The 22023-nt window shown below is 50.5% G+C and carries 20 protein-coding genes; 3 read left to right on the forward strand and 17 right to left on the reverse strand.

The annotated features are described in order from the left end of the window. Positions 1-224 precede the first annotated feature (224 nt). Positions 225-968, forward strand: coding sequence for a hypothetical protein (locus ACFVTB_RS18365; RefSeq protein WP_387752177.1), 744 nt, complete (start codon positions 225-227; stop codon positions 966-968). A gap of 140 nt (positions 969-1108) precedes the next feature. On the opposite strand, the gene ACFVTB_RS18370 is transcribed toward ACFVTB_RS18365, so the two are convergent. The 7 genes from ACFVTB_RS18370 to ACFVTB_RS18400 form a co-directional block, all read right to left on the reverse strand. Next, complete coding sequence (locus tag ACFVTB_RS18370) at positions 1109-1963, reverse strand: DUF421 domain-containing protein (RefSeq protein ID WP_387752179.1); 855 nt, start codon at positions 1961-1963, stop codon at positions 1109-1111. A 540-nt stretch (positions 1964-2503) separates the two neighbouring features. Then, the gene (locus tag ACFVTB_RS18375; RefSeq protein ID WP_387752182.1) at positions 2504-3865 is read right to left on the reverse strand and encodes a GerAB/ArcD/ProY family transporter; all 1362 of its coding nucleotides are present in this window, start codon (positions 3863-3865) and stop codon (positions 2504-2506) included. Then, the gene (locus ACFVTB_RS18380; RefSeq protein WP_387752184.1) at positions 3862-4095 is read right to left on the reverse strand and encodes a hypothetical protein; all 234 of its coding nucleotides are present in this window, start codon (positions 4093-4095) and stop codon (positions 3862-3864) included. Before ACFVTB_RS18380 ends, ACFVTB_RS18375 begins: the two co-directional genes overlap by 4 nt. Before the next feature lie 2 nt (positions 4096-4097). Next, on the reverse strand, positions 4098-5285 hold the full coding sequence (locus ACFVTB_RS18385) for a Ger(x)C family spore germination protein (protein WP_387752187.1): 1188 nt from the start codon (positions 5283-5285) through the stop codon (positions 4098-4100). Positions 5286-5307: 22 nt separating this feature from the next. Continuing rightward, positions 5308-6831, reverse strand: a complete 1524-nt coding sequence (locus ACFVTB_RS18390) for a spore germination protein (protein ID WP_387752189.1) — start codon at positions 6829-6831, stop codon at positions 5308-5310. A 172-nt stretch (positions 6832-7003) separates the two neighbouring features. Continuing rightward, positions 7004-7759 (reverse strand): GTP pyrophosphokinase, encoded by a 756-nt coding sequence (locus ACFVTB_RS18395; RefSeq protein WP_387752191.1) that lies wholly within the window; start codon positions 7757-7759, stop codon positions 7004-7006. Between the two features lie 114 nt (positions 7760-7873). Continuing rightward, positions 7874-8608 (reverse strand): GTP cyclohydrolase II, encoded by a 735-nt coding sequence (locus tag ACFVTB_RS18400; RefSeq protein ID WP_387752194.1) that lies wholly within the window; start codon positions 8606-8608, stop codon positions 7874-7876. A 110-nt stretch (positions 8609-8718) separates the two neighbouring features. Here ACFVTB_RS18400 and ACFVTB_RS18405 point away from each other — a divergent pair, with 110 nt between their 5' ends. Both ACFVTB_RS18405 and ACFVTB_RS18410 read left to right on the forward strand, forming a co-directional pair. Continuing rightward, positions 8719-9441, forward strand: coding sequence for a glycerophosphodiester phosphodiesterase (locus tag ACFVTB_RS18405; RefSeq protein WP_387752197.1), 723 nt, complete (start codon positions 8719-8721; stop codon positions 9439-9441). 65 nt (positions 9442-9506) lie between these two features. Beyond that, entirely contained in the window at positions 9507-10733 is a 1227-nt protein-coding gene (locus ACFVTB_RS18410; protein WP_387752200.1) for an SLC45 family MFS transporter, read from the forward strand. Positions 10734-10833: 100 nt separating this feature from the next. Here ACFVTB_RS18410 and ACFVTB_RS18415 read toward each other — a convergent pair whose 3' ends face one another. The 10 genes from ACFVTB_RS18415 to ACFVTB_RS18460 all read right to left on the reverse strand — a co-directional run bounded on the left by ACFVTB_RS18415 (position 10834) and on the right by ACFVTB_RS18460 (position 21947). Next, on the reverse strand, positions 10834-11700 hold the full coding sequence (locus tag ACFVTB_RS18415) for a YitT family protein (protein WP_387752202.1): 867 nt from the start codon (positions 11698-11700) through the stop codon (positions 10834-10836). Positions 11701-11822: 122 nt separating this feature from the next. Next, complete coding sequence (locus ACFVTB_RS18420) at positions 11823-12833, reverse strand: ABC transporter substrate-binding protein (RefSeq protein ID WP_387752554.1); 1011 nt, start codon at positions 12831-12833, stop codon at positions 11823-11825. A 96-nt stretch (positions 12834-12929) separates the two neighbouring features. Further along, the gene (locus tag ACFVTB_RS18425) at positions 12930-13931 is read right to left on the reverse strand and encodes an ABC transporter permease (protein ID WP_387752204.1); all 1002 of its coding nucleotides are present in this window, start codon (positions 13929-13931) and stop codon (positions 12930-12932) included. A 38-nt stretch (positions 13932-13969) separates the two neighbouring features. Further along, a complete protein-coding gene (locus ACFVTB_RS18430) occupies positions 13970-15469 on the reverse strand; it encodes a sugar ABC transporter ATP-binding protein (protein WP_387752207.1) in 1500 nt (499 codons plus the stop codon). Positions 15470-15659: 190 nt separating this feature from the next. Then, positions 15660-16655 carry a substrate-binding domain-containing protein gene (locus ACFVTB_RS18435; protein ID WP_387752209.1) on the reverse strand — a complete coding sequence of 332 codons (996 nt, stop codon included), beginning with the start codon at positions 16653-16655 and terminating at the stop codon, positions 15660-15662. Next, positions 16652-18433: a sensor histidine kinase gene (locus tag ACFVTB_RS18440; protein WP_387752212.1), complete on the reverse strand. Its 1782-nt coding sequence runs from the start codon at positions 18431-18433 to the stop codon at positions 16652-16654. Before ACFVTB_RS18440 ends, ACFVTB_RS18435 begins: the two co-directional genes overlap by 4 nt. A gap of 4 nt (positions 18434-18437) precedes the next feature. Beyond that, entirely contained in the window at positions 18438-20054 is a 1617-nt protein-coding gene (locus tag ACFVTB_RS18445) for a response regulator (RefSeq protein ID WP_387752215.1), read from the reverse strand. Positions 20055-20508: 454 nt separating this feature from the next. Continuing rightward, positions 20509-20718, reverse strand: a complete 210-nt coding sequence (locus ACFVTB_RS18450; RefSeq protein WP_387752218.1) for a hypothetical protein — start codon at positions 20716-20718, stop codon at positions 20509-20511. 85 nt (positions 20719-20803) lie between these two features. After that, complete coding sequence (locus tag ACFVTB_RS18455; protein WP_387752221.1) at positions 20804-21010, reverse strand: MafI family immunity protein; 207 nt, start codon at positions 21008-21010, stop codon at positions 20804-20806. 169 nt (positions 21011-21179) lie between these two features. Beyond that, on the reverse strand, positions 21180-21947 hold the full coding sequence (locus ACFVTB_RS18460) for a dermokine domain-containing protein (RefSeq protein WP_387752224.1): 768 nt from the start codon (positions 21945-21947) through the stop codon (positions 21180-21182). Positions 21948-22023 lie beyond the last annotated feature (76 nt).

Genomic DNA, 22023 nt, shown 5'->3' on the forward strand with positions numbered 1-22023 from the left:
CCTTTTTGTCAATGTTCCACAGAGAGTTCACAAATTGTTCGCAAAGCTGTCAAAAACGTTAGTTTTTCGGGCTTTCCGCCACTTGATTTGCGCTTTCACCTTCCCATTCCTTACCCTTCATTGTGCACCAAAACCATGGTCAATTATGTATGGAACAGACGCGTATATTTCATCGTTCCCTACAGAACCTATTCCTAATACCGCCCGAATGGAGGCTGATAATTATGATGAACAAACGAGCGGCCGGAGCTTTGCTTCTCCTTGTGCTTACGGTACTTGTTCTTTCCGCTTGCGGTTACGAAAAACGCATTCAGCACAGCGACTACGATTACGGAAGCCGTAAGACCGGCGATCCGAAGATGCTCGGTCCCAAGTTGTTCGGCTCGACGACCGGCAATCCGAAGCAGCACGACAATACCCATTTCGAATACAGCAATACGTTGTCCAACAAAGTTACGCAGCTGAACGGCGTAGGCACGGCCATTGTCATGCTTACGGACAAGAACGCTTATGTCGGAATCGCGCTCGACTGGACGGCCGTCGGAACGAAGAGCACAGGACGCACCAATGAACAAAAGAACGGCGCCCGCGGCGTGTACAACAGCGATACCGGCAGCAAGCGCTGGGATAATCGGCAAGTGGTGACCCCTTACAACTCTTATTTTACCGTTAACGACCATAACCAGCTGTCCGAGGAATTAAAGCAAACGATCGCACGAAGAATTAGGGAAAACGCGCCAAAGGTGCAAGAGGTTCATATTTCGGCCAATATGGATTTCGTCAACCAGCTGAACGAATACGCCAAGCAAGCTTGGATGAATCGTCCGCTTGCTCCTTGGACGGAAGACTTCAACCATTTGGTGAAGCATCAATTTGCTGGGGGCCAGGTCATGCCTTCGCAAATCTTGGAGTATGAACGAATTCGCGCGAAAAATCGCAAAGGAATATCGGTCATTCCCGCCGAATAAGCGGGTTTCCAGAATTATCTCTTCTATTATATATGTGCAACCAAATCTAAACGGTTGGCAGCTTCCCTTGATTGTGTTTCTTCTATTAATAATAGGCAACAAAAGCAGAGGCCGTTTCGGCCTCTGCTTTTGTCATTTTTTTAAAGCTGCTGCTTCTGCGGCGTCAGCGACTTCAATTGCTCAATTGCTTTTCGATAGTCGATTTTATCGTCATCGTTTTTGGCAAATTGCTCGAGCATATGCAGCTCGTCCTCATACTGCTGCAACAATTGCTTAATTTGATCCTTCGGGCTTTTCGGCTGATTGCCGCTTATGCTTACCTCGCCTGTCTGAACGGACAACTGACCAGTGGCGTCGATTTGGGCGAGAAATACGTCCTCTAGCTTCAGCTTCTGCTTCTTCAGCTCCCGCTTCAGCCAGTTCCGATCCCGGCTGGCTGTATCCAGAGCATGCTCTAGCACCAAGCCGTCCATCACGACCGTTTGAGGCTCCTCCTCTTCCGCGATATGCCATCCCAGCATAGCCGGCGTAATCGGCTGATGCTCTTTTTTCAACATCAGATTGATTTCACCGCTCTGCTCCATAATGGCAAATTCGACGTCTGCGACGCGGTACACGTCTTTTTTACGCAGCTGCTCTAGCAATTCGTCAATCGTAATTCGCTCTTTTTTCAAACCCTCTTGCTTCAGTATCCCTTTTTGAATAAGTACTGTTCCCCGTCCGTCGACGAAATCGCGCACCGTTTTATTATGCAGCGTCCAAAACTCCATGCCGACGGAAACCGAAACCCAAACGGCCAAAGAGAGAATGCCCAAATACCAGTTATTATCGAGGTCGAGTGAAATATAAGCGGCGATGTTGCCCATCGTAATCCCCGTAATATACTCGAATAACGACAATTGCGAAATTTGCCTTTTGCCGAGCGCCTTTGTAATGAGGAACAAAATGACGACCGACGAGAGCGTCCTGAGTGATATTTCCAACCAATCCGGCATTTTAGATCTCCTCCTGACAACGTGTGTAGAAACTTACTTGTCTATCGTAACCAAATGGTAAAAACTCATTCATTTGTTTAAAATCTCCTCTTCCTCTTGTAAATCACTTCGATTTGCAGTATACTATCCTTTATACGTAATATTTAACCCCGCAATCCCTCTTGAAATTCCACGACCGTAGATCATTCTACTCTCATGTCAATTTCCATTTTCGTTCATGCAGTGAAGTAAGATTTTTAGTCTTTGACTCACACTGGCGCGGTCTTCGGAGCCGCAAGGACGGAAGAGAGGTAGGGCTTCCGTTGTTTTAAAGCATGCTTTTTATGTAGAATTCCATTGCATCGCCGATATGAGCGATGTATCCGCTAGATAGCAGCTTACGTCATAGTCATGACAGCAAAGCGATCGGCATTACCCGTTATGCCGAATCAGCTAGGGATTGAAAGAATAAGCCAACTGCTGGGGCAGCAGGCTTTGGTTAAATATACGTTTTCAAAGACGGCATCCGGACTCGCTCCGGGTGCCGTCATCCATTTAGGCTCAAATAGCTGAATCTCCGCGCCCCATCGATTCATTACGTCCGCTATTGTGATCCCGCGCCTGCCGTTTCATCATTTCCCCGAATTCTTTTATGCTGAAGTAAACGACGAGCAGCAGGAAGCAGGCGTAGACGATTCCCGCGATAATGCCGTAAACTCCCCTGCTTCCGCCCGCTACACTTCCGAAAACGACCGCCGACGCGCAAACGATAAGGCTAAGCCATACTAGTAGGCCGTACAAATTGTTCTGCTGCTCGCTTGGCATCACCTTTGTCTGGAACAATTTGCGACGTAAGGCAACCCCGATGAGCAAACAGCCGATGTAGACGATCTGAACGCCGAACGTGATCGGAATAATGCCGAAGTTAGTGAACATCGTCACTTCCTCCGTATTGTTAAAGAGCAGAATCGTCAGCATGCCAATGCAAAGAGCGGCAAGTATGTTGATGAAATCGAACTTCTTTTTCTTCGTATAAGAGGCGAATCCGGTAAGAATAGCCGTATACAAAATACCGAATTTCATCAGGATGACGGGGACGTACAACGAAATCAGAAAGAGATCGACCCGATCCAAGAAATCGGTCACATGAATCTGCTGCACAAGAATCCATCCGATATAGGCAAGCCGTGATGCTAGCATCGGGCTAATGACGCTCACGACGCACAATAGCCATAAAGTTAACATGAAGCAGGAGAAAATGACGCCTGCTTTGACCGCGAAATAAATATCACGAGGTTTCCGTACATGGTGCAAAAACGCCCCCAATACGATGATATCGCCGAAAGAACCCGTCGCTAGGATACCGCCCCGAATAGTTGGAACGATTCCGCGCGTCATAACCGGCTCCAGCTTAGTGATATCGATTTCGTTCAAAAAAAGAAAGGGCAGCGGCGAATAGATCAGAATGAACAGCGCAATGAAAACAACGTTCGCTCTCGCCAAATGCTCCGTCGTCCCCGTAGCGATATACATAAGCAGCAGCATCGTCGCCAGCACCATATATTCCGGAGGCGTCTTCAGCAAAATCGAAGCGCTGAAAAAATCGCTGTACAGCCGAATCTGAGAAATAATATCGAGGAGAAGGAACAGCAGCAGCATGCCATTCAGCAACCCCCCGATCCATTTTCCGCAAGCCTGCTGGACAATTTCGTACATGTTTTTGCCCGGCATCCATCCGCACAGTTTCCAGAACAGATAGGCTATGAAAATGCCATAAGGGATCGGCATTAGGAAGGCGATCCAAGCGTCCTGCTTGGCCGCATCCGTGAGCGCCATCGGCAAGCTGACCATATTGGATGCAACGGGAATCGCGATTACCAGCAGCGCCAACTGCAGCGGCGACATTTTCATTTGATCCTTCATTGACTCGTCCCCTTCATCATCGTCATAATGTTTTTCACGATCAAATAAATCGTATCGCTTTCCATAATGGAAATGCGCAGATCCATCGTGTCAATCGTAAGCAGCAGAATGGACAGGCAGAAGAAGAAGCCGTATATCACTTTGCTGGGCGCCGCCGGCAGCCTTTTTCGGTCTCTTCTCCAGGAAATGAGGATAAAGAGAATGGTAATGAGAATGTAGGCTTTATTCATCTTTATTCCTTCTTCGCTAAATTTTCCCGGTTCATGCCGATCCGGAACAAATTGGCTCTTACTTGTACATCGAATTCGCAGTTTGGAAACATCTCGCCCCACTTCGCTCTCCAGTCCTGCTCCCATTTGTCCGGATAAGCGCGGTAAGCGTATAGGCCGAAAGCGATGACGTCGCAATTATACTTCTGCATCAGCGCAATGGACCGCGTTATATCGCTTTTCGCTTTTTGCTCGAACAACTCTTCGATCGCTCTCCGTTGTCCAATATCGTCGTAATTGCGATTCGTATCCATATCCTCGTTAATACTGATCTGCATTTGTGTTTGGATGCGGTAAATTAGCTTTCCGTTTGCCAGCTGCGGCTTTACCTTGACTATCGCTTTATTGATCCCCAGCATAACCTTATTGCCATTCTCGTCCTTGATCGAGTCCCGATATGGTCGAAATCGACCGCTTAACAGGCGGATGCCGTTCGCTTCGCCGTTTCGAGCGACCGCCTTCATCATGCCGCCTTGCGTCAAAGCGAAGCCTGCGATATCAATATCATCTGCTTCCTGTCCTTTGATCTTCGTCGTTTTTTTGATCAAATACGGCAGAAATGCTTCCGTACCGATTACATCCACCTTGCTGGTGATATCCTTTAAAGAAACGCGCACGATCGCTTCCGATTGCATCAGCTCCCTTAGCGACTCCACGGAAAAGCGCTCCAGCCTCACGTCCGCATTCAATATATCAAGCGCCGATCCTTTCGCAACCGCGACAAAAGCGGTCAGCCGGTTTTCCGGCAGCCGCGTTACCGCATCGATGATCGGTGACGCACCAACAGTTCGAGCCAGCTTCTCGCCGATGACCAGTATGCGGCGATGTCCGAAGAAAAGCGTTCGCGGTAGGCTGTTCTGCATAATATCAATCGCTTCTTTAATGCTCTCTCCTTCTTCGATCTTAATGGTAAAAGGCTTCTGTCCGCCGCCCCCTCCCCCAAGGCTGACCGCTCCGCCTATATTGCCAGGCAGCGGAATAAGCACGCTCACCAAATACTTTCCGTCGTCCGTCAAATCGATTCCGCTGCCCAGTACGAAAGCGACGTCGTTAATTTCCCGTCGGTCCCAGCAGCCGGACAGCAGCAATGCGCTGCTCAGCAATAAAGCGACGCACGCCCAAATCCGAAGAATGCCCGTTATTCTCCACACGTTAAAGCGCCCCTCTCTCCCCTCATTTTTGACGGTTCCGGTCTTGCGAGCCCAAATAATTCGGACGCTGCTTCATCCGGTTCCAAGGCGCTCGGATCAGGATGTCCTTCCAATCCGACATCGAGATTGGTGAGGCTGGAGCCAGATATGGCACGCCGAAGGATGTGATTTTCGATAAATGCACAACAATCACAACTACACCGATAATGATGCCAAGCAGTCCGAAAACAGACGCAAACAGCATCAGCGGAAATCTCATCATCCGAATCGAAATGGCCGCATTGTATCTAGGCAAAGTAAAGGACGCTATACCGGTCAGCGATACGACGATAACCATTGCTGCTGATACGATGCCAGCCTGCACGGCCGCCTGCCCGACGACGAGCGCACCCAATATGCTGACGGCCTGACCGACGGTTCGCGGCAGTCGAATGCCGGCTTCGCGCAAAGCTTCGAAGGCGAGCTCCATTATTAAAGCTTCCACTACGGCCGGGAACGGTATGGCCTCCCTGGATGCCGCTATGCTGAGTAGAAGATTGGTCGGTATCATCTCCGGATGATAGGTGGATACGGCGATATAAAGAGCGGGAGTCAGCAAAGAAAGAAAGAGGCAAGCGATTCGCAGCATTCGCGTCAATGACGCAGCGAGAAAACGTTCGTAGTAATCCTCGCTTGCCTGCAGCCACTGCCAGAAGCCGAACGGCGCCATCAATGCAAATGGAGTGCCGTCTACGAGAATCGCCACCCTTCCTTCCAGCAGCCCTGCCGCAACCGTATCCGGCCTTTCCGTATTTTGAAGCTGCGGGAAAGGCGACCATTCCTCATCCTGGATCAATTCCTCGATATAACCGCTCTCTAAAATACCGTCGATCTTAATGGCGTTCAGCCTTCTCTCGGCTTCCTCAATGAGCGACGGAGAAGCGATGCCGGCCATATAAGCCAAAACGACGCAAGTGTTCGTCTCTTTGCCAATCACGAACGGCTTCATTTTCAGTCTCGGTGACTTGATGCGTGCGCGGATAAGAGCGGTATTGACGCGGATGATCTCGTTGAACCCTTCGCGAGGCCCGCGTACGACCGTCTCCGTCTCCGGCTCCGATACCATCCTCCGTATGCCTGCACGCATGCCGAGACAAACCGCCGTCCCGTTCCCGTCGAGGAACAAGGCGACGTCTCCGGCCAGCATATTGACGAGCAGTTCGGAATAGGTCTGTACTTGCAGAGTCTGCCCGACCGGCAGCGCCTGCTTGCACAGTTCGTCGATCGTGAACGAGCCGCCCTCCAAAATCATGAGCGCTTGCAGCATCTCGTCGACCAGCGTAGAGAACGACATGCCGTCTACCATGCAAATTAACGCTTTAGGTCCCTTTTCAATTTGAATGTCGCGAATGACGATATCGGAACTGTCCCGAAACAAATTTTCAAGCAGCTTCCGGTTGGCATCCACGCTCTCTTCGATGTGGATATGCTTGAAATCGTCGATTGCCATATGATCCAAATATTCGTCCGTCTTTCTCTTCGAACGGATGCGCATCGCTTGCTTCACCACCGCTTCTCATTTGCGGATAGTTTTTCCTTGCTCGGCAAAATTATGCCCTTTGTCCAAGACGAGCAGTCCTTCTATGTCAAAAAGGAGAATCAAGAACACCATTTCGCCAATAAAAAAAGCCGCTTGCGCAAGCTTTCGCCCGCACAAGCAGCCCTTGTAATCGCCGCCGTTATTCTTTTTCGTTCGTCGCCGTACCCAGCATGTCCATAAGAGACGCCGGCAGCTTCAGTTGACTGCCCGCTCCGATTAATTGCTTGACGAGATCCTCGAGCTCGTCCGGCTGGCTTTCCTTTATTTGCGCCACCTCGTTATGCAGCCGCTCCATCTTCTGGTCCAGCGCGGCCGCAGAATCTGCAGCTTCTTTCAGCTCCTCCAGCAGTCCAATCGGCACTGCCTTATCGTACTTGTAAAAAATCTTATGCTCCAGACTGGCCCAGAAATCCATCGCGATCGTCCGAATTTGCACCTCGACGCATACCGACTCCTGGCTGTCCGACATAAAGACGGGCACCTCGACAATCAGGTGCAAGCTGCGGTAGCCGTTCGGCTTCGGATCGTGGATATAATCCTTCTCTTCGGTAATCGTTAAATCGGCTTGCCTGCTTAGCATGTCTCGAATCTTGTAAATGTCCGATACGAAGGAACAAGTAATACGCAGTCCGGCGATATCGCGGACGTTAGACCGTATGGACGGCAAAGAAAGCTCGCAATTTTTTCGGTACAGCTTGTTAAAAATACTTTCCGGCGATTTCACGCGCGAGTTGGTATGCTCGATAGGATTATATTCATGGAGCAGTTGAAATTCCTCTTGTAAAATTTCAATTTTCGTTTCCAATTCCCGAAGCCCGAACTTATACAACATAATAAAGCGGGTAAGCTCATTTTTTAATCTGCGGAATTTATCCATTTGAACCGGTTCCATCATGATGCCTCCTAGAAGCGCCTCCCGAATATGGAGACAAGTTACTTCTCTCTTATTATAAGCAACATGAAGCCAATGTTCAAAAAAACGGAGGTGATGCCGTGCAAATGCTAGAAGCTACTGTTCCGGACAGCCGCTTCCCATATGCCCTGAACGATTAATTTTCGTCTGCAAATACTTCTCGTTGTACGCCGACACATCGCCCCAGAGCGGAATTCGATCCGTTACGTGAAGCCCCGCTTCCCGCAGCGCAGTCAGCTTCTTCGGATTATTTGTTATCAGCTTTACCGGCTTCGTCCGCAGCATCCCAAGCACCCGGATCGCATCCCCATAGTTTCTTGAGTCGTCGACAAAGCCAAGGTTAAGGTTCGCATCTACTGTATCGTAGCCCTGCTCTTGAAGCAAATAAGCCATCGCTTTGCTGAACAGTCCAATGCCTCGCCCTTCGTGATTGGCCAAATAAAACAGCGCTCCTGCGCCTTTGTCCGCGATCATCTTCATCGATTGATGCAGCTGATAGCCGCAGTCGCAACGCTTGCTGCCGAATATATCGCCAGTGTGGCAAATGCTGTGCATTCGGACGTACGCCTCTTCAGCGTGTTCAAAATCGCCGTATACTAGGACACTGGACTGCTGCATCTCCGCCAGATTGCCCGACGACAGCTTCTCGATAATCGACTCCAGCCGGTCAAGCTCCTCCTTGCAGAGCAGCCAGCAATACCAACGGAATAAAAACGTTTCCTCTTCCAAATTGACGGGCAGATTTATCGGCCCAACTAGATAGATTTCGCCCCGGTCGCTTTTCACATGCTGAATTTTTGGTTCTAAAATGGATAAGATGTTCGTTTCCATTCGGCACTCCCTCGTTTTATTTTTTCTATACACTGATAACAAATGTCGTATATGATAGCCTTAACCATAAGTTCTAATTTATTCTATTCGGAATGATAAGGAGAGCGAATATGACAAAGCCGATCAATTACGCCCACCGCGGCGCTTCCGCCTATTGCCCCGAGAATACGATGGCCGCTTTCGAGAAAGGTTTGGCGCTAGGAGCCACCGGTATCGAGACCGACGTGCAAATGACGAGGGACGGCAGACTCGTACTCATCCACGACGAAAAGCTTAGCCGCACGGCAGGGCTGGATGATTACGTAGCAAACGTCGATTACAATGATCTGAAAAAGCTGGATGCGGGAAGCTGGTTTGGCGAAGCGTTCGCCGGGGAGACCATTCCGTCACTGGAGGAATTGCTCGATTTCGTCAGGCAGCGCGATACGATCATCAACCTGGAGCTTAAGAACGGACTTGTGCTGTATCCTGGCATGGAGCAAAAGGTGGTAGAAGTTGTAAGGGCTTTCGGATTAAGCGAGCGGATCATCGTCTCCAGCTTCAATCATTACTCGCTTGTCGCGTTCAAGTCGCTAGCTCCGGACATTGCGACCGGCATTTTATATATGGAAGGACTATACGAGCCTTGGAATTATGCGAAAACGGTTGGCGCTACGACTCTGCACGCCCCTTATTATGCGGTGCTTCCAGAGTGGGTAGCAGAAGCGACGAAGCAAGGCATTGTCTTTAATCCGTTTACGGTCAATGACCCCGAGACGATGAAGAAGCTGATTGCTAGCGGCGTCGCTGGCATTATCACCGATTACCCGGATCGACTAGCCGCGTTGCTGTAAGTAAGCTAAGCAATCGCGAGAGATGGGCCAATGATGCGATAGGACGAAGGGAGAATGAAGCGAGCATGAAAAAAACATGGTTGCTTGGATTCGGATTTTTCAGCATCAGCATTACGTGGGCTTTATACAATGCGTTCGTGCCTTTTTTTCTCGACAAATTTTTAACCAGCACCGCTTTAATCGGTTTTATGATGACCATCGATAACTACTTCGCCCTGTTCCTGCAGCCGTGGATCGGCAGCCGCAGCGACCGAACGAACACCCGCTTCGGCAAAAGAATGCCGTATCTCCTCATCGGCATGCCGCTGGCCGCCGTGTTCGGCGCTCTCATTCCGTGGCATACGAGCCTTATCACACTCGTTCTGTTCATGGTATTAATGAATTTGTCGATGAGCCTTTATCGCTCCCCAACCGTTGCGCTCATGCCCGATACGACGCCCGAGTCCCGGCGTACGAAAGCGAATGGGATCATTAACTTCATGGGCGGGATCGGCTCCATTTTGGCATTTGGAGCTGGGTCCGTTTTGTACGAGGCCCATTCTGCCCTGCCGTTTGCCGCCGCTTCCGTGCTGACGCTCATTTGCTTACTTATTCTGATTCGGTCGGTGCGCGAGAAACGGGACGCGCTCGTTTATGCCCCGGCAGAAAAAGCCGCCTTCTCCTTTTCCGGAGAATGGACCCGGCCGACCGTTTTTCTGCTATGCGCCGTCTTCTTCTGGTTTCTTTCCTATCAAGGCGTCGAAGCGCTCTTCACATTGTACGGCAAGCACCATCTGGGGCTAAAAGAAGGCGACGCCTCCCTTTCCCTTGCGTTCTTCTCGCTCATGTTCGTGTTGGCCGCCATCCCGGCCGGCTGGCTGGGCAATCGCTACGGAAAGAAAAAAGTAATCATGGCCGGCGTCATCGGCTTGATCGCTACGTTCGCAGCGATTACCTTCGTCGATTCGCTGCTGCCGCTGCGCTTGCTGCTGTTCGCAGGAGGCATTTTCTGGGCGCTGATCAATATTAACTCCTATCCGTTTGTAATCGGTCTCGGCAAAGAACAAAGCATTGGAACACGCACCGGCATGTACTACTTGTTCTCCTCACTCGCCGCTATTGTCTCGCCGCCGTTGATGGGGCTGCTGGTCGATCTGTTCAATTACTCGGTATTGTTCTATACCGCCTCCGCAGGCATGGTAGTCGCACTGCTGTTCCTGCTAGGCGTCAAAGATAAGGGGCTGTCTGTCGGCAGCGGCGGGAATCCTTCCGCTGTGTCTGACGAGCGCAAGCATAGTACGATGGCACGCTAACTCGAAGAGCCGTACAAAACAAAAAAACAGCGCCATGGTGCGGTCCTTACGGACGCAGTCTCCATGGCGCTGCTTTTTTGTGCTGTGCATAATAAAACAATTAGTGGATGTCTTTCTTGGCAAAATTGCCGCCCGCAACATCCGATACATGCTCAATGGCGATAAAGGCGCGCGGGTCGATCTCCTGTACAATCGACTTCAGCTTCGCCACCTCGAGACGGCTCACGACACAATAAACCATTTGTGTCTCTTCTCGGGAATAGCCGCCTCTCGCTTGAATGTAAGTCGTGCTGCGTCCGAGGCGCGTCATGATTGACTCGGAAATTTCTTCGTAGGACGGCGAAATGATCGTGACCGACTTCGACTCCTCGATCCCTTCCACCACGATGTCGATAACCTTCGTAGCCAAGTAATAGGTAACCATCGAATACATCGCCGAGTCCCAGCCGAATACGAAGCCGGCGGCGGAGAAAATAAAGACGTTGACGAGCATAATGATCTGGCCGACCGGCATACCCATCTTCTTCGAGACGAGAATGGCAACGATCTCAGTACCGTCCAATGAACCGCCATAACGGATCGCAAGGCCAACGCCCGCACCGAGCAGAATACCGCCGAACAGAACCGCCAGCAGTTTCTCTTCCGTGAACGGGTGTACATGGTGCAGCAGCTGCGTCGTCACCGACATGACGATAATGCCGTATAAGGTGGATAGCGCGAATGTTTTACCGATCTGTTTGAAACCGATAAACAAGAAAGGCAAGTTGAAGATGAGAATAAAGAGGCCTAACGGAAGATTCGTTAAATGCGAAACCATAATCGCAATACCGGTTATGCCGCCGTCGATGACGCTGTTGTTAACGAGAAACAATTCCAGGCCAACGCCCATCAGGATCGCCCCGATCGTTATAAATACGACCCTTTTAAGTATTTCGAGCAGTGATAATTTACGATGTGCCTTAGCCATTGTTCCCCCGAACCTCCGAATCCTTTTATTTTAAGACTAGCACAGTCGGCCAGTTTTTTCAAAAAAAAGAAGAAAGCCTTCCTCTCATAAAATGAAAGGAAGGCTCTCTCTGTTATCAGGTATTATTCGTAAATAACCGCTTTGATTTGATCGGAGTCGATGTTCGATTTATCGTACCAGTAGAAACCAGTATCGATGTTAGATGGAACAGATTCGCCTTTCAGCGCTTGTACCGCAGCTTTCACTGTCTCATAGCCGATGCCTACAGGGTTTTGCGTAATCGCGCCTGCCATTGCTCCGCTCTTGATTGCGTCAATTTGCGGTTTGCCGGAGTCGAAACCGACTACGATGATTTTACCTTCTTTTTTCAGCTCGGTAATCGCGTTTACAACGCCAATTGCGGAGCCTTCGTTCGCGCCGAAGATACCTTTCAGGTTAGGATGCGCTTGGATGATTGCTTTTGCAAGGTCAGTCGATTTCAGGTGGTCGCCGCCGCCGTATTGAACGTCAACGATTTTGATGTTCGGATACTCCTTTTCGATGCGCTCTTTGAAACCGTCGCGACGGCCAGCGCCTGTTACGGACGTTTGGTCATGAACGACCATGCCGATTTCGCCTTCTTTGCCGATCAATTCAGCCATTTTGTCAGCCGCCAGAGCCGCAGCTGCATAGTTGTCCGTGGAAGCGGTCGCAATTGGAATGTCGCTGTCTACGCCGGAGTCGAATGCGATAACCGGAATGCCTGCGTCTTTTGCTTTTTGCAAGTAAGGGATCGATGCTTGGCTATCCAATGCGGCAAAGCCGATTGCGCTAGGTTTTTTGTCGAGAGCCGCTTGCAAGATTTCGATTTGTTTATCGACTTGGGATTCATTGTCCGGGCCGTTAAAAGTAATTTCTACGTTGAATTCTTTAGCAGCTTGCTCGGCGCCCGCTTTTACCGATTGCCAGAATTGATGCTCGAAGCCTTTTGAAATGATAGGAATGTAGATTTTGCTATCTGCCGTCTTTGGAGCGGAACCGCTGTTTTTCTCGCCGCTGTTGCTGCTTGCTTTTTCTCCGTTCGAACCGCATGCGCTGAGCAGCGAAATCGACAACAACAATGTCAGCATTGTGACCGTAAACTTTTTCACCAAAATCTCCCCTTCGTTCGCTTTTTTAATATATAGAATCCCTGCACGGACCTGCATGCCGGAGCGAATCCGTGCAAAGAGTTCTAACCGTTAGATTAATTACTTGGACGACCGTTTGCGGCGGCGCAGGATGTCTGCATAAACCGCGAATACGATAACGATACCGACGACGACCGTTTGCCATTCTTGAGGCACCGACAGGATGCGGAGTCCATTCGTCAGTACGCTCATAATGAGCGCGCCGATGACGGTTCCGATAATTGTGCCTTTGCCGCCGGACAACGAAGTTCCGCCGAGCACGACTGCCGCGATCGCTTCCAGCTCGTAGCCTTGACCAAGCGACGGCTGAGCGGAGTTGAGACGCGAAGCCATCAGGACGCCGGCCAAGCCGACAAACGTACCGGTAATCATGTAAATAATGATTTTCCACTTGTTGACGTTAATGCCGGAGAGACGAGTCGCCTCTTCATTGCTGCCCAATGCGAAGTTGTAACGACCGATGACCGTCTTCGAAAGAATGATGCTGCCGATGATGGCCGCCAGGAAGAAGATGACAACGCCGTTTGGAATGCCGCCGATAATCGATCCTAGGGCAAGCTTGTTAAAGCCCAGTTCAATATCGAAGTAGATCGGTCTAGCTCCTGAAATAACTAGCGCAAGTCCTTTCGCGACCATCATCATTGCCAGCGTCGCAATAAACGGCGGAACATTCATCCTGGCAACAACGACGCCGGATATAAAGCCGCAAATCGAACCGGTCAGTATGCCGCCAATGACGCCGACCCAGATCGGCAAGCCCCAATAGGTGATAAATACGCCGGTCATGACTGCCGTCAGCGTCATGACCGTACCGATGGACAAGTCGATGCCGCCTGTAATAATGACAAAGGTGGCACCCAGCGCTAATACGCCAATGACCGCCGTCGACAGCAGAATGCCGACAATATTATCGAAAGTAAAGAAGTTAGACGACAATAACGAGAATGCGATAACTAAAACGGCAAGACTGCCGAACGCGATTAATTGCTGGAGTATGCCAGAATTGATATGAAGCCCTTTCTTTAAACCGGCCGTTGCTGTTGTGCTGCTTTGATTACTCATGTGCTCCCCCTCCAAATCTAAGCCTTCCGTGCATGTTGTTAACCTCTCATTGTGGCGTAACGCATAATCTGTTCCTGTGTCGCGTCTTCATACGACATCTCGCCGGTAACGCGGCCTTCACACATCACGACGATGCGATGGCTCATCCGCAATACTTCCGGCAGCTCCGACGAAATCATAATGATCGACTTTCCGCTCGCCGCGAGCTCGTTAAGCAGGTTATAGATTTCGCTTTTCGCTCCAATATCGATGCCTCTCGTTGGCTCGTCGAAAATGAGAATGTCACAGTCCCGGGTCAGCCATTTGCCGATAACGACCTTCTGTTGGTTGCCGCCGGACAAAAACTTCAGTTCCTGATCGATGCTAGGCGTTTTCACCTTCAGCATTTGGACGATGCCATCTGCCGCTTCAGCCATTTTCTTGCTGTTCACAAACCCGAGCGGATTGATAAATTGATTCATAGAAGCCGCTGCAACATTCATCTTCACGTCCATGTCGACAATACAGCCGAACCGCTTCCGGTCTTCGGACAGATAGCCGATGCCCGCTCGAACCGCATCATGCGGTTCCTTCATTTTCACCTTTTTGCCGTGTACGCGGATCTCGCCGGAATCAATGGAGTCGGCGCCGAAGATCGCCCGGGCAAGTTCTGTCCGTCCCGCTCCGACAAGGCCCGCAAAGCCCAATATCTCACCCTTGCGCAGCTGGAAGCTGACATCCTTGAGAGCGCCTCTGCGGTTCAAGCCAATCGCTTCCAGCACAACTTCCTTGTTTTTCTTCACATCCGTCGGCTTCGAGGAACCGTAAATTTCCCTGCCGACCATCATCGAAATGATTTGCTCGTTCGTGACGTCCTTCGTCGGCACCGTGCCGATATATTGTCCGTCGCGCATAACGGTGACGCGATTCGTAATCCGCTTCAGCTCATCCATCCGGTGAGAAATGTAGACGATTCCAACGCCGCTTTCCCGAAGCTGATGAATAATTTTGAATAATTCATCTATTTCGGCGTCACTTAATGCCGCGGTAGGCTCATCCATGATCAATACTTGCGAATCATAAGAAAGCGCCTTGGCGATTTCGACCATCTGCTGCTTCGCGACCGTCAAATTCTCGACCAGCTCATTCGGGTCGATATCGAGGTTCATGCGGGCGAACAACTGCTTCACTTTACGGTTTAATTCCTTCTCATCAAGGAGCAGGCCGAGCAGCATACGCGGCTCGCGGCCGATAAAAATATTTTGCGCTACCGTCAGATCGGGAGCGAGGTTAAGCTCTTGATGAATGATCGCAATGCCGTGATCCTGCGCCGCTTTCGCGTTCGGGACGACCAGTTCCTTCCCGAGATACGTCATCGTACCCTCATCCTTCTGATAGACCCCTGTCAGCACTTTCATCAGCGTCGACTTGCCCGCCCCGTTCTCGCCCATCAAGGCGTGAACCTCGCCGCTTAGCAGCTCGAATTGGCAATCCTTAAGCGCTTGAACGCCAGGAAACGATTTGTTGATGCCTTTCATTTCAATTAGCACTTTGCTCATGCTAGTGTTCACCTCATTGCTTTGCATTCTACTTTGCAATCGCTTTCTTTTATTCATTGTAGAACGAAGCCCTTGCCTTCTGAATGGAATATCGTACGAGAATAGTTGAAAAACATACACAAGTAAAAAGACAAATATAAAAACAAACGGATGAAATACGCATCAAAATGGACAAGAAACAAAGAAAAAGCTACTTTCCCACGAATGGGAAAAGCAGCTTTTGATTTTGTTCCGTATACATATTTTGCTTGTTTATGACAACCAGCTCGGTATTGATTACTTTCGGAATGCGTTCGCCGTTAATCGCCTTGACCGCCGACTTTACGCTTAAATAGCCCATATTATAAGGCTTCTGAACAATCGTCCCTTGAAGAATCCCTTCTTCGAGCAGCTTTACCTCGTCCAGCGAGCTGTCGAAGCCGACCAGCTTAACCTTGCCGGCACTCCCCAGCTCCCTAATCGCTTTTCCGACACCGACGGTAGACATCTCGTTCAACCCGACAATGCCTTCAATATTGGGATTGCTCATTAACAGCGAAAGCGTGATCTCCCTCGCCTTGTTCTCAATGCCATCCGTATAATAGATGCCGACAACATCGAGTCCCAACTCCTTCATCCGCCGGACGGCGCCCTGCTCCCTCTCCATCTGGGTGGAAGTCCCTTTGCTATGACTCATAACGGCTACCTTAGCGCCTTCTGGCAGAAGATTGGCTAGTTCTTCGCCCGCCTTCGCGCCTGCGGCGATATTGTCGGTAGCGATATGACTGAGCGCGTCGTCGCTGCTAATGCTGGAGTCGACCGTAATGAGCTTGATGCCGGCTTTGACGATTTTCTGGGCAGTTGGAACGAGACGGTTATAGTCGGTTGCCGCAAGAACAATCACGTCGGGCTTCTCTTCGATTGCCCTCTCCAGCTGAGCGATCTGCTCGTCGATCATTACTTCGCGCGGAGGGCCGATCACCTTCGCGGTAGCTCCGAATTCATTGGCTGCATCGTTGACCCCGTCGATCAACACCTTCCAGAAGTCGACGATCTGCTCGGTCGCTTTCACCGATACGATAACCTTGATCTCTCGGTCGGGCTTCTCGTTTACCGCCCATTTGAATACGCCATAGACGACGATCCCCGCAGCCAAAGCGAGCAGCAAGATGAGCAGAGGTATGGAAAGCCTTAGCCTGATCTTCACGAGGACTCCCCTCCTTTCGACGGCTCGTCGTTCTCGATCCGAGCGATTCGTACGGTAACCGTTGTTCCTTCGCCCGGCGCGCTTTCGTAAGACAAGCCATACGACATTCCGAAATACAGTTGAATCCGCTCATGCACGTTTACGACACCGACGCCTTTGCTTTCGCGGTCGTTTTTGCGCGGCTCGAGAATCGAACGCATCGCCTGCTCGTCCATTCCGGCTCCGTTGTCGCTGACCTGAAACCAGACGCAATCGTCCTCTTCGCCGCCGGTTACGCGAATTTCGCCAATGCCGATTTTATTTTTGACGCCGTGATAAATCGCATTCTCCAGCAGCGGCTGCAGCAGCACCTTCAACGTCCGATAGTGATAAATGCCGGGATCGACGTCGATCGTGAAATCGAGCTTGTCCTTATACCGCATTTTCTGAATGGTCAAATAATTAGTTACATGCTCAATCTCCGTGCGAACCGATACAAGCTCCTGCCCTCTGCTGATCGAAGCCCGGAAGAGCCGGGCAAGAGCCGACGTCATCAAGACAACCTCTTCCGTCTTCTTCCCTTCCGCCATCCAAATAATCGAATCGAGCGTATTGTACAAAAAATGAGGATTGATTTGCGCTTGGAGCGCCGACAATTCACTCTTTCGCTTAAATTCCTGCTCGGTGACAATTTGACTCATCAGTTCTTCAATTTTGACGACCATCAAATTAAAGGTGCGGGCCAAACTAGCGATTTCTTTCGGATTTTCGATAGGAACACGATGATCGAAAATGCCCCGCTCCACTTTCTTCATATGCTCCTGCAGCTTCTTGATCGGCCTCGACAAATGGCGTGATATGACAACCGCTAAGATAAGGCCGACAATCAGGCAGAACACGCCTGCAGCGACGAAGCTCAACTGCATTTTTTGCTTGTTTCCGATCAACTCGTTGACGTACGAGACACCGACAATTTTCCAGCCGAAGTTCGTATCCTGCACCGTATAAATCCGGCTCTGCCGACCTTCGTCCGTCACGAAGCTGCCGTTGCCCTGCTTCAGCACATCGTCGATTTTTTCCGTCTTCAGGTTGCTGTACAACAGCTGCTGTTGAGGATGATAGACGATATTGCCGCTGTTGTCGACGATAAAGACGTATCCTCGCTTGCTGAGATCGATATTGTTCAACGTGTCGTTGATTGCGCTGAAGTTCAGATCGACCAGCAGCACGCCAAGCGGTCTTTTCTGATCCTTGCTCCACAGCTCGCGGCTGAGTGAGACGACCCACCCGTACTCGTCCTTGAAAATGTGCTGTACATGCGATGAGGAGACGACGATGCGTCCGGAAGCTGACTGCGCTTTCTTATACCATTCCAGCTCCGTCAGCTTAATGTTTGGGTTCAGCTCGATATCGCTGCGGTCCGAGACGAATTGCCCATTATAGCTGAATACGTTAATCGAACGAACATCTTTTCGCGACACGATAATCGATTGAAAGTAGTCCGATACGCTCTGGGCCGAAGCCATCTCCTCGCCGTCTTCCGCGGCGACGAAATTTCGAACGTCCTCATTGTTCAGGGCGAGCATCGAAATATTTTCCATGCTCGTTATATACGTCTGAATATTGGTCTTTACCTGGTTAATAAGCTCAGCCGTATAGTCTTGGGCCGTTTCCCTCACGGCTGACGCCGACAGCTGATAAGACATGACGCTGAGCAGCACGGCGGTGAGCAGGATCAAACAGGCGAAAGCTGCCGCAATGTTCGTCTGTATGCTTTTGAATTTAAAAATATCCATCATGGCTTCACGCTCGCTCCGCCGCGGTTTTATTGCGATAATCCGTCGGCGACAAGCCCGTATGCTTTTTGAACAGCACGCTGAAATATTGCGCGTCCGGATATCCGGCCTGCAACGCGACCTCATAGGTACGCAGGCTGGTGAATTTCAGCAGCTCTTTGGCCTTTTCCATACGAATGCCGGTCACATACTCAACGAATGTTTTGCCCGTGCGGGATTTGAACGCCGCGCTGAAATAGCTGACGCTCATATGGACCAGTCGGCTGACCGCCTTGACCGACAGCTCCCCGTCCCCATAATGCTGGTGAATGTGGGCAAGCGCCTCATCGATTTGCCTCCTGCATTGGTCGTCCCGAGCGCTTGTCACACTGTTGATCGCTCGGCGGCAAGCTTCCTTGAGCCATTCGCCGATGTCGTCCAGCGTCCTCAGCTTATAAATATCCGTTACCGGATTGACCCCCGGTCCGAATGTGTCGCTTTCGCTGCAGCCGATCTCGTCCAGCGCCTGCATCAGCAAAATAATCGTCCGCTGAATGCGGATATAGCTTCTGTCGATAGGCTGCATCGCACTGCGGTAGTCCTCAATCGCTCCGTCGATCGCCAGCTCGACCTCGGCTGCCGTTCCCGTCTTGATGCCTGCAATGAGCTTGCGGTCGTACTCGGAGGAAGAATTCACTTGCGTACGCGACTTCTTCTCCATATCGGAGATACTGATCACCTGATTATTCCCAAGCAGCAGCCGATACTGCAGCGCCGATACGGCCGATTGACATGAAGCGCTTACATGAGCAAGCGCCGTCGTCTCCGTTCCAATGCCGACCGACACGGTCAGCTTCAGAAACTGCTGAACCGCATGGCGAATCCGCTCGGCCAGCTCCTCGATCCGCTCTCGGTGCTGCGGCTCGTTCTCTCCTGAGACAATGGCGAGTACCTTCTCGTCGCGGGTCCGGAACACGGCAGAGCTGCGAACGCCCTCCATCATCTCCTGGACGATATTGAACACTGCGAACCGCATCAGCTCGCGGTCAGCCGCTCCGGTCCCGATTTGCTCCAGCCGATCGAGATCGACAGCAAGGGCGGTATAGACCGGCCCCGGCAGATCAATCTGGAAATAGCGGATGCGCTCCTCCAATTCCCGGCTTCCGACCTTCGATGTCGCGAGCCGCTCGAGAAACCTTTCCTTAAGCACCGGCAAGCTTTCGCGGAGCTGTCGTTGTAGCTGCTCTAAATCCTCTTTGCTCTTCTTCTGCTCGTCCAGCTCGCTTCTCACTTTTTGCAGCACGACGGTCAGCTCGGCAGCTGTAATCGGTTTTAGAATAAAATCGTTTACCTTCAGCTTGATGGCCTGCTGCGCGTATTCAAAATCGTCATAGCCAGTCAATATGATCATTTTCGTATCGGGGAACCGCTCCGTTACCTCCCGGGTCAGTTCTAGCCCGTCCATAAATGGCATATTGATATCGGTCAATACCACATGCGGTGCAAGTCTAGCGATCGCTTCCAGCGCTTCAACCCCGTTCTCGCAGTCAGCGACGCATTCGAATCCAAGCTCATCCCATGCGATCCTCTCGCGTACGCCTTCCCTAACAACCGCTTCGTCGTCGACAAGTACGATTTTATACACGGGCGCTTCCCCCATTCTCTCTACCGTTCGGAAATGTATGCGCTTTAATTATATCACTGCACCGGTCGATGGCAACTATTCTCCAAAACATAAGATTTTACTAAATGAGGGGTTATTTTTAAAAGGGGGCGCGGACTAGCTTGGATTGGGGGAGTTTAAGTTGGGGGTAGCTTCATGTAGCCTAGTTCGAGGGTGCTTAGGTCGAGTAGCTTAGTTTGAGTAACCTAGTTCGGGGGAGCTTAGTTCGAGTAGCTTAGTTGGAGTAACCTTAGGTAGCCTAGATCGGTTTAGCTTAGATCTGCCTAGCTTAAATCGGGCTAGCCTATTTCGGGGGAGCTGGAGCTAGTATAGTTCGGGCTGAACTGACCCGGTAATAGCTCTATCGATTGTGCTCATCCCGTGGGATAAATATTTTGGGCAAGCAGCTATTTTCGCCATACTCTCACCATTTGCGTCATACCGAGGTCAATAACTGCGTTTTTGCATTTATTTTCTCATTTCCGATGGGATGAAAAGGAATAAATGCTTTTTCGCAGTTATTTCGAGCAAAATCTGTCCATTTGGGCATTGTAGCCGACAATAACTGCTTTTTTGCATTTATTTCCTCAAATTTGTCAGGACGAAGGGAGAATAAATGCATTTTGGCAGTTATTCCTTTGAACAAACCTAATAACACCATCCTAGTGCTAGTACCGCCGACGCCATTTACATCTTTTCGCAAATATTATTACTAATATTATCACTCGACTTCATTTTTCCCACCAGTCTATTGAATCGAGCTCCATCTCTTCTCCAATCTTCTTAATTGAGTTAAAAATGGACTCCGAAATTAAAATACCTTCGTCAATAATGTTTGAGCAAAGATGTTCAAGTGCTAGACCCCACTCAACATGTTCAAGATATTCCAATACTCGATTTGTGGTAGGTCCTCGAAAGCTTTGTAAACGTGTGACCAACTCATTCTTTTATACCGCCCATATAATCTGTTTATTCATTATACTAGATTCCCATTAGCAACAATCAATACGAAAAGAGCCTATTTCATCAAGCGAGCTGCTTTGCCATGTTGGAATACCATTTGGGACAGCTCCATTTGTAAGTTGTGCAGCCATTCTGCCTGAGCAACTACGCCGCAGTTGACAGCTGCGCGATCTGCCGCTCATACTCCTGTAGCAGCCTATCCAGCGCTTTCTTGATTGAAGCGGCATTGCCTCCCTCCACTGCCATTGCTAAAGCGATCTCCGCCCGTACGAAGACAAGGTCTGCATCTTCCGTATCTTCCGCGATGCTTTCCGCCGCATTCCCAGTGCTCCAAGCATGCCGCTCATTCCCAGCACTTTCAATGCCCCCGGTATTCCCAAGGTTCCTAGCATTTCCGATATTCACACCATTCCCGCTGCTCCCGGCGCACCCGTCACTAACGACGTTTCCAGTATTCTCGATACCCCCGGCATTCACTACGTTCCCGCCACTCCCAGTGCTCCCAGCATTCTCGATATTCGCATCGCTCCCGCAACCCCCGCCAGTCCGAGCCATTCCAGTATTCGCGACGCTCCCGGTATTCTCGAAGTTCCCGCCATTCACGCTATTCGCAAAGCCCCCGGCATTCTCGAAGTTTCGGCCACTCCCGCCATTCGCAGTACTCCCACTGTTCCCCGCTTTCGCCGATTCCGTGGATCTGCAGCAGTAGCCGTTAGCCAGCTCGCCGTAGGCGTTCAGCGTCTGCGCCCACGCCTCGGCCGTCTCCGACGCATAGCTTCGCGCCAGCGCAACCGGGTCGGTAAAGCTGTTGATTACGGTATAATGGGACGCTTGCGCGGACGAGACGCAGCTCGCGCTCGTTATAAGCAATGCGGAAATTGCCGCTCTGGAAATGATCGTTTTATGGAACACTGCTCGCACGCTCCTTGCTTCTTCGTTCTATGACTTCCACTTTACCGGACAGTTATGTCAAAACGATAAACAACCG

The organism is Paenibacillus sp. NPDC058071 (genome assembly GCF_042885235.1).
In the GTDB taxonomy this organism is placed as follows: Bacteria; Bacillota; Bacilli; order Paenibacillales; family Paenibacillaceae; genus Pristimantibacillus.

What these genes read in the sequence shown, in the direction of transcription:
- ACFVTB_RS18430 (WP_387752207.1), bottom strand. Translation starts at nt 15,469, where the DNA reads ATGAGCAAAGTGCTAATTGAAATGAAAGGCATCAACAAATCGTTTCCT.
- ACFVTB_RS18395 (WP_387752191.1), bottom strand. Translation starts at nt 7,759, where the DNA reads ATGATGGAACCGGTTCAAATGGATAAATTCCGCAGATTAAAAAATGAG.
- ACFVTB_RS18405 (WP_387752197.1), top strand. Translation starts at nt 8,719, where the DNA reads ATGACAAAGCCGATCAATTACGCCCACCGCGGCGCTTCCGCCTATTGC.
- ACFVTB_RS18425 (WP_387752204.1), bottom strand. Translation starts at nt 13,931, where the DNA reads ATGAGTAATCAAAGCAGCACAACAGCAACGGCCGGTTTAAAGAAAGGG.
- ACFVTB_RS18365 (WP_387752177.1), top strand. Translation starts at nt 225, where the DNA reads ATGATGAACAAACGAGCGGCCGGAGCTTTGCTTCTCCTTGTGCTTACG.
- ACFVTB_RS18370 (WP_387752179.1), bottom strand. Translation starts at nt 1,963, where the DNA reads ATGCCGGATTGGTTGGAAATATCACTCAGGACGCTCTCGTCGGTCGTC.
- ACFVTB_RS18410 (WP_387752200.1), top strand. Translation starts at nt 9,507, where the DNA reads ATGAAAAAAACATGGTTGCTTGGATTCGGATTTTTCAGCATCAGCATT.
- ACFVTB_RS18375 (WP_387752182.1), bottom strand. Translation starts at nt 3,865, where the DNA reads ATGAAGGATCAAATGAAAATGTCGCCGCTGCAGTTGGCGCTGCTGGTA.
- ACFVTB_RS18440 (WP_387752212.1), bottom strand. Translation starts at nt 18,433, where the DNA reads ATGATGGATATTTTTAAATTCAAAAGCATACAGACGAACATTGCGGCA.
- ACFVTB_RS18415 (WP_387752202.1), bottom strand. Translation starts at nt 11,700, where the DNA reads ATGGCTAAGGCACATCGTAAATTATCACTGCTCGAAATACTTAAAAGG.
- ACFVTB_RS18400 (WP_387752194.1), bottom strand. Translation starts at nt 8,608, where the DNA reads ATGGAAACGAACATCTTATCCATTTTAGAACCAAAAATTCAGCATGTG.
- ACFVTB_RS18380 (WP_387752184.1), bottom strand. Translation starts at nt 4,095, where the DNA reads ATGAATAAAGCCTACATTCTCATTACCATTCTCTTTATCCTCATTTCC.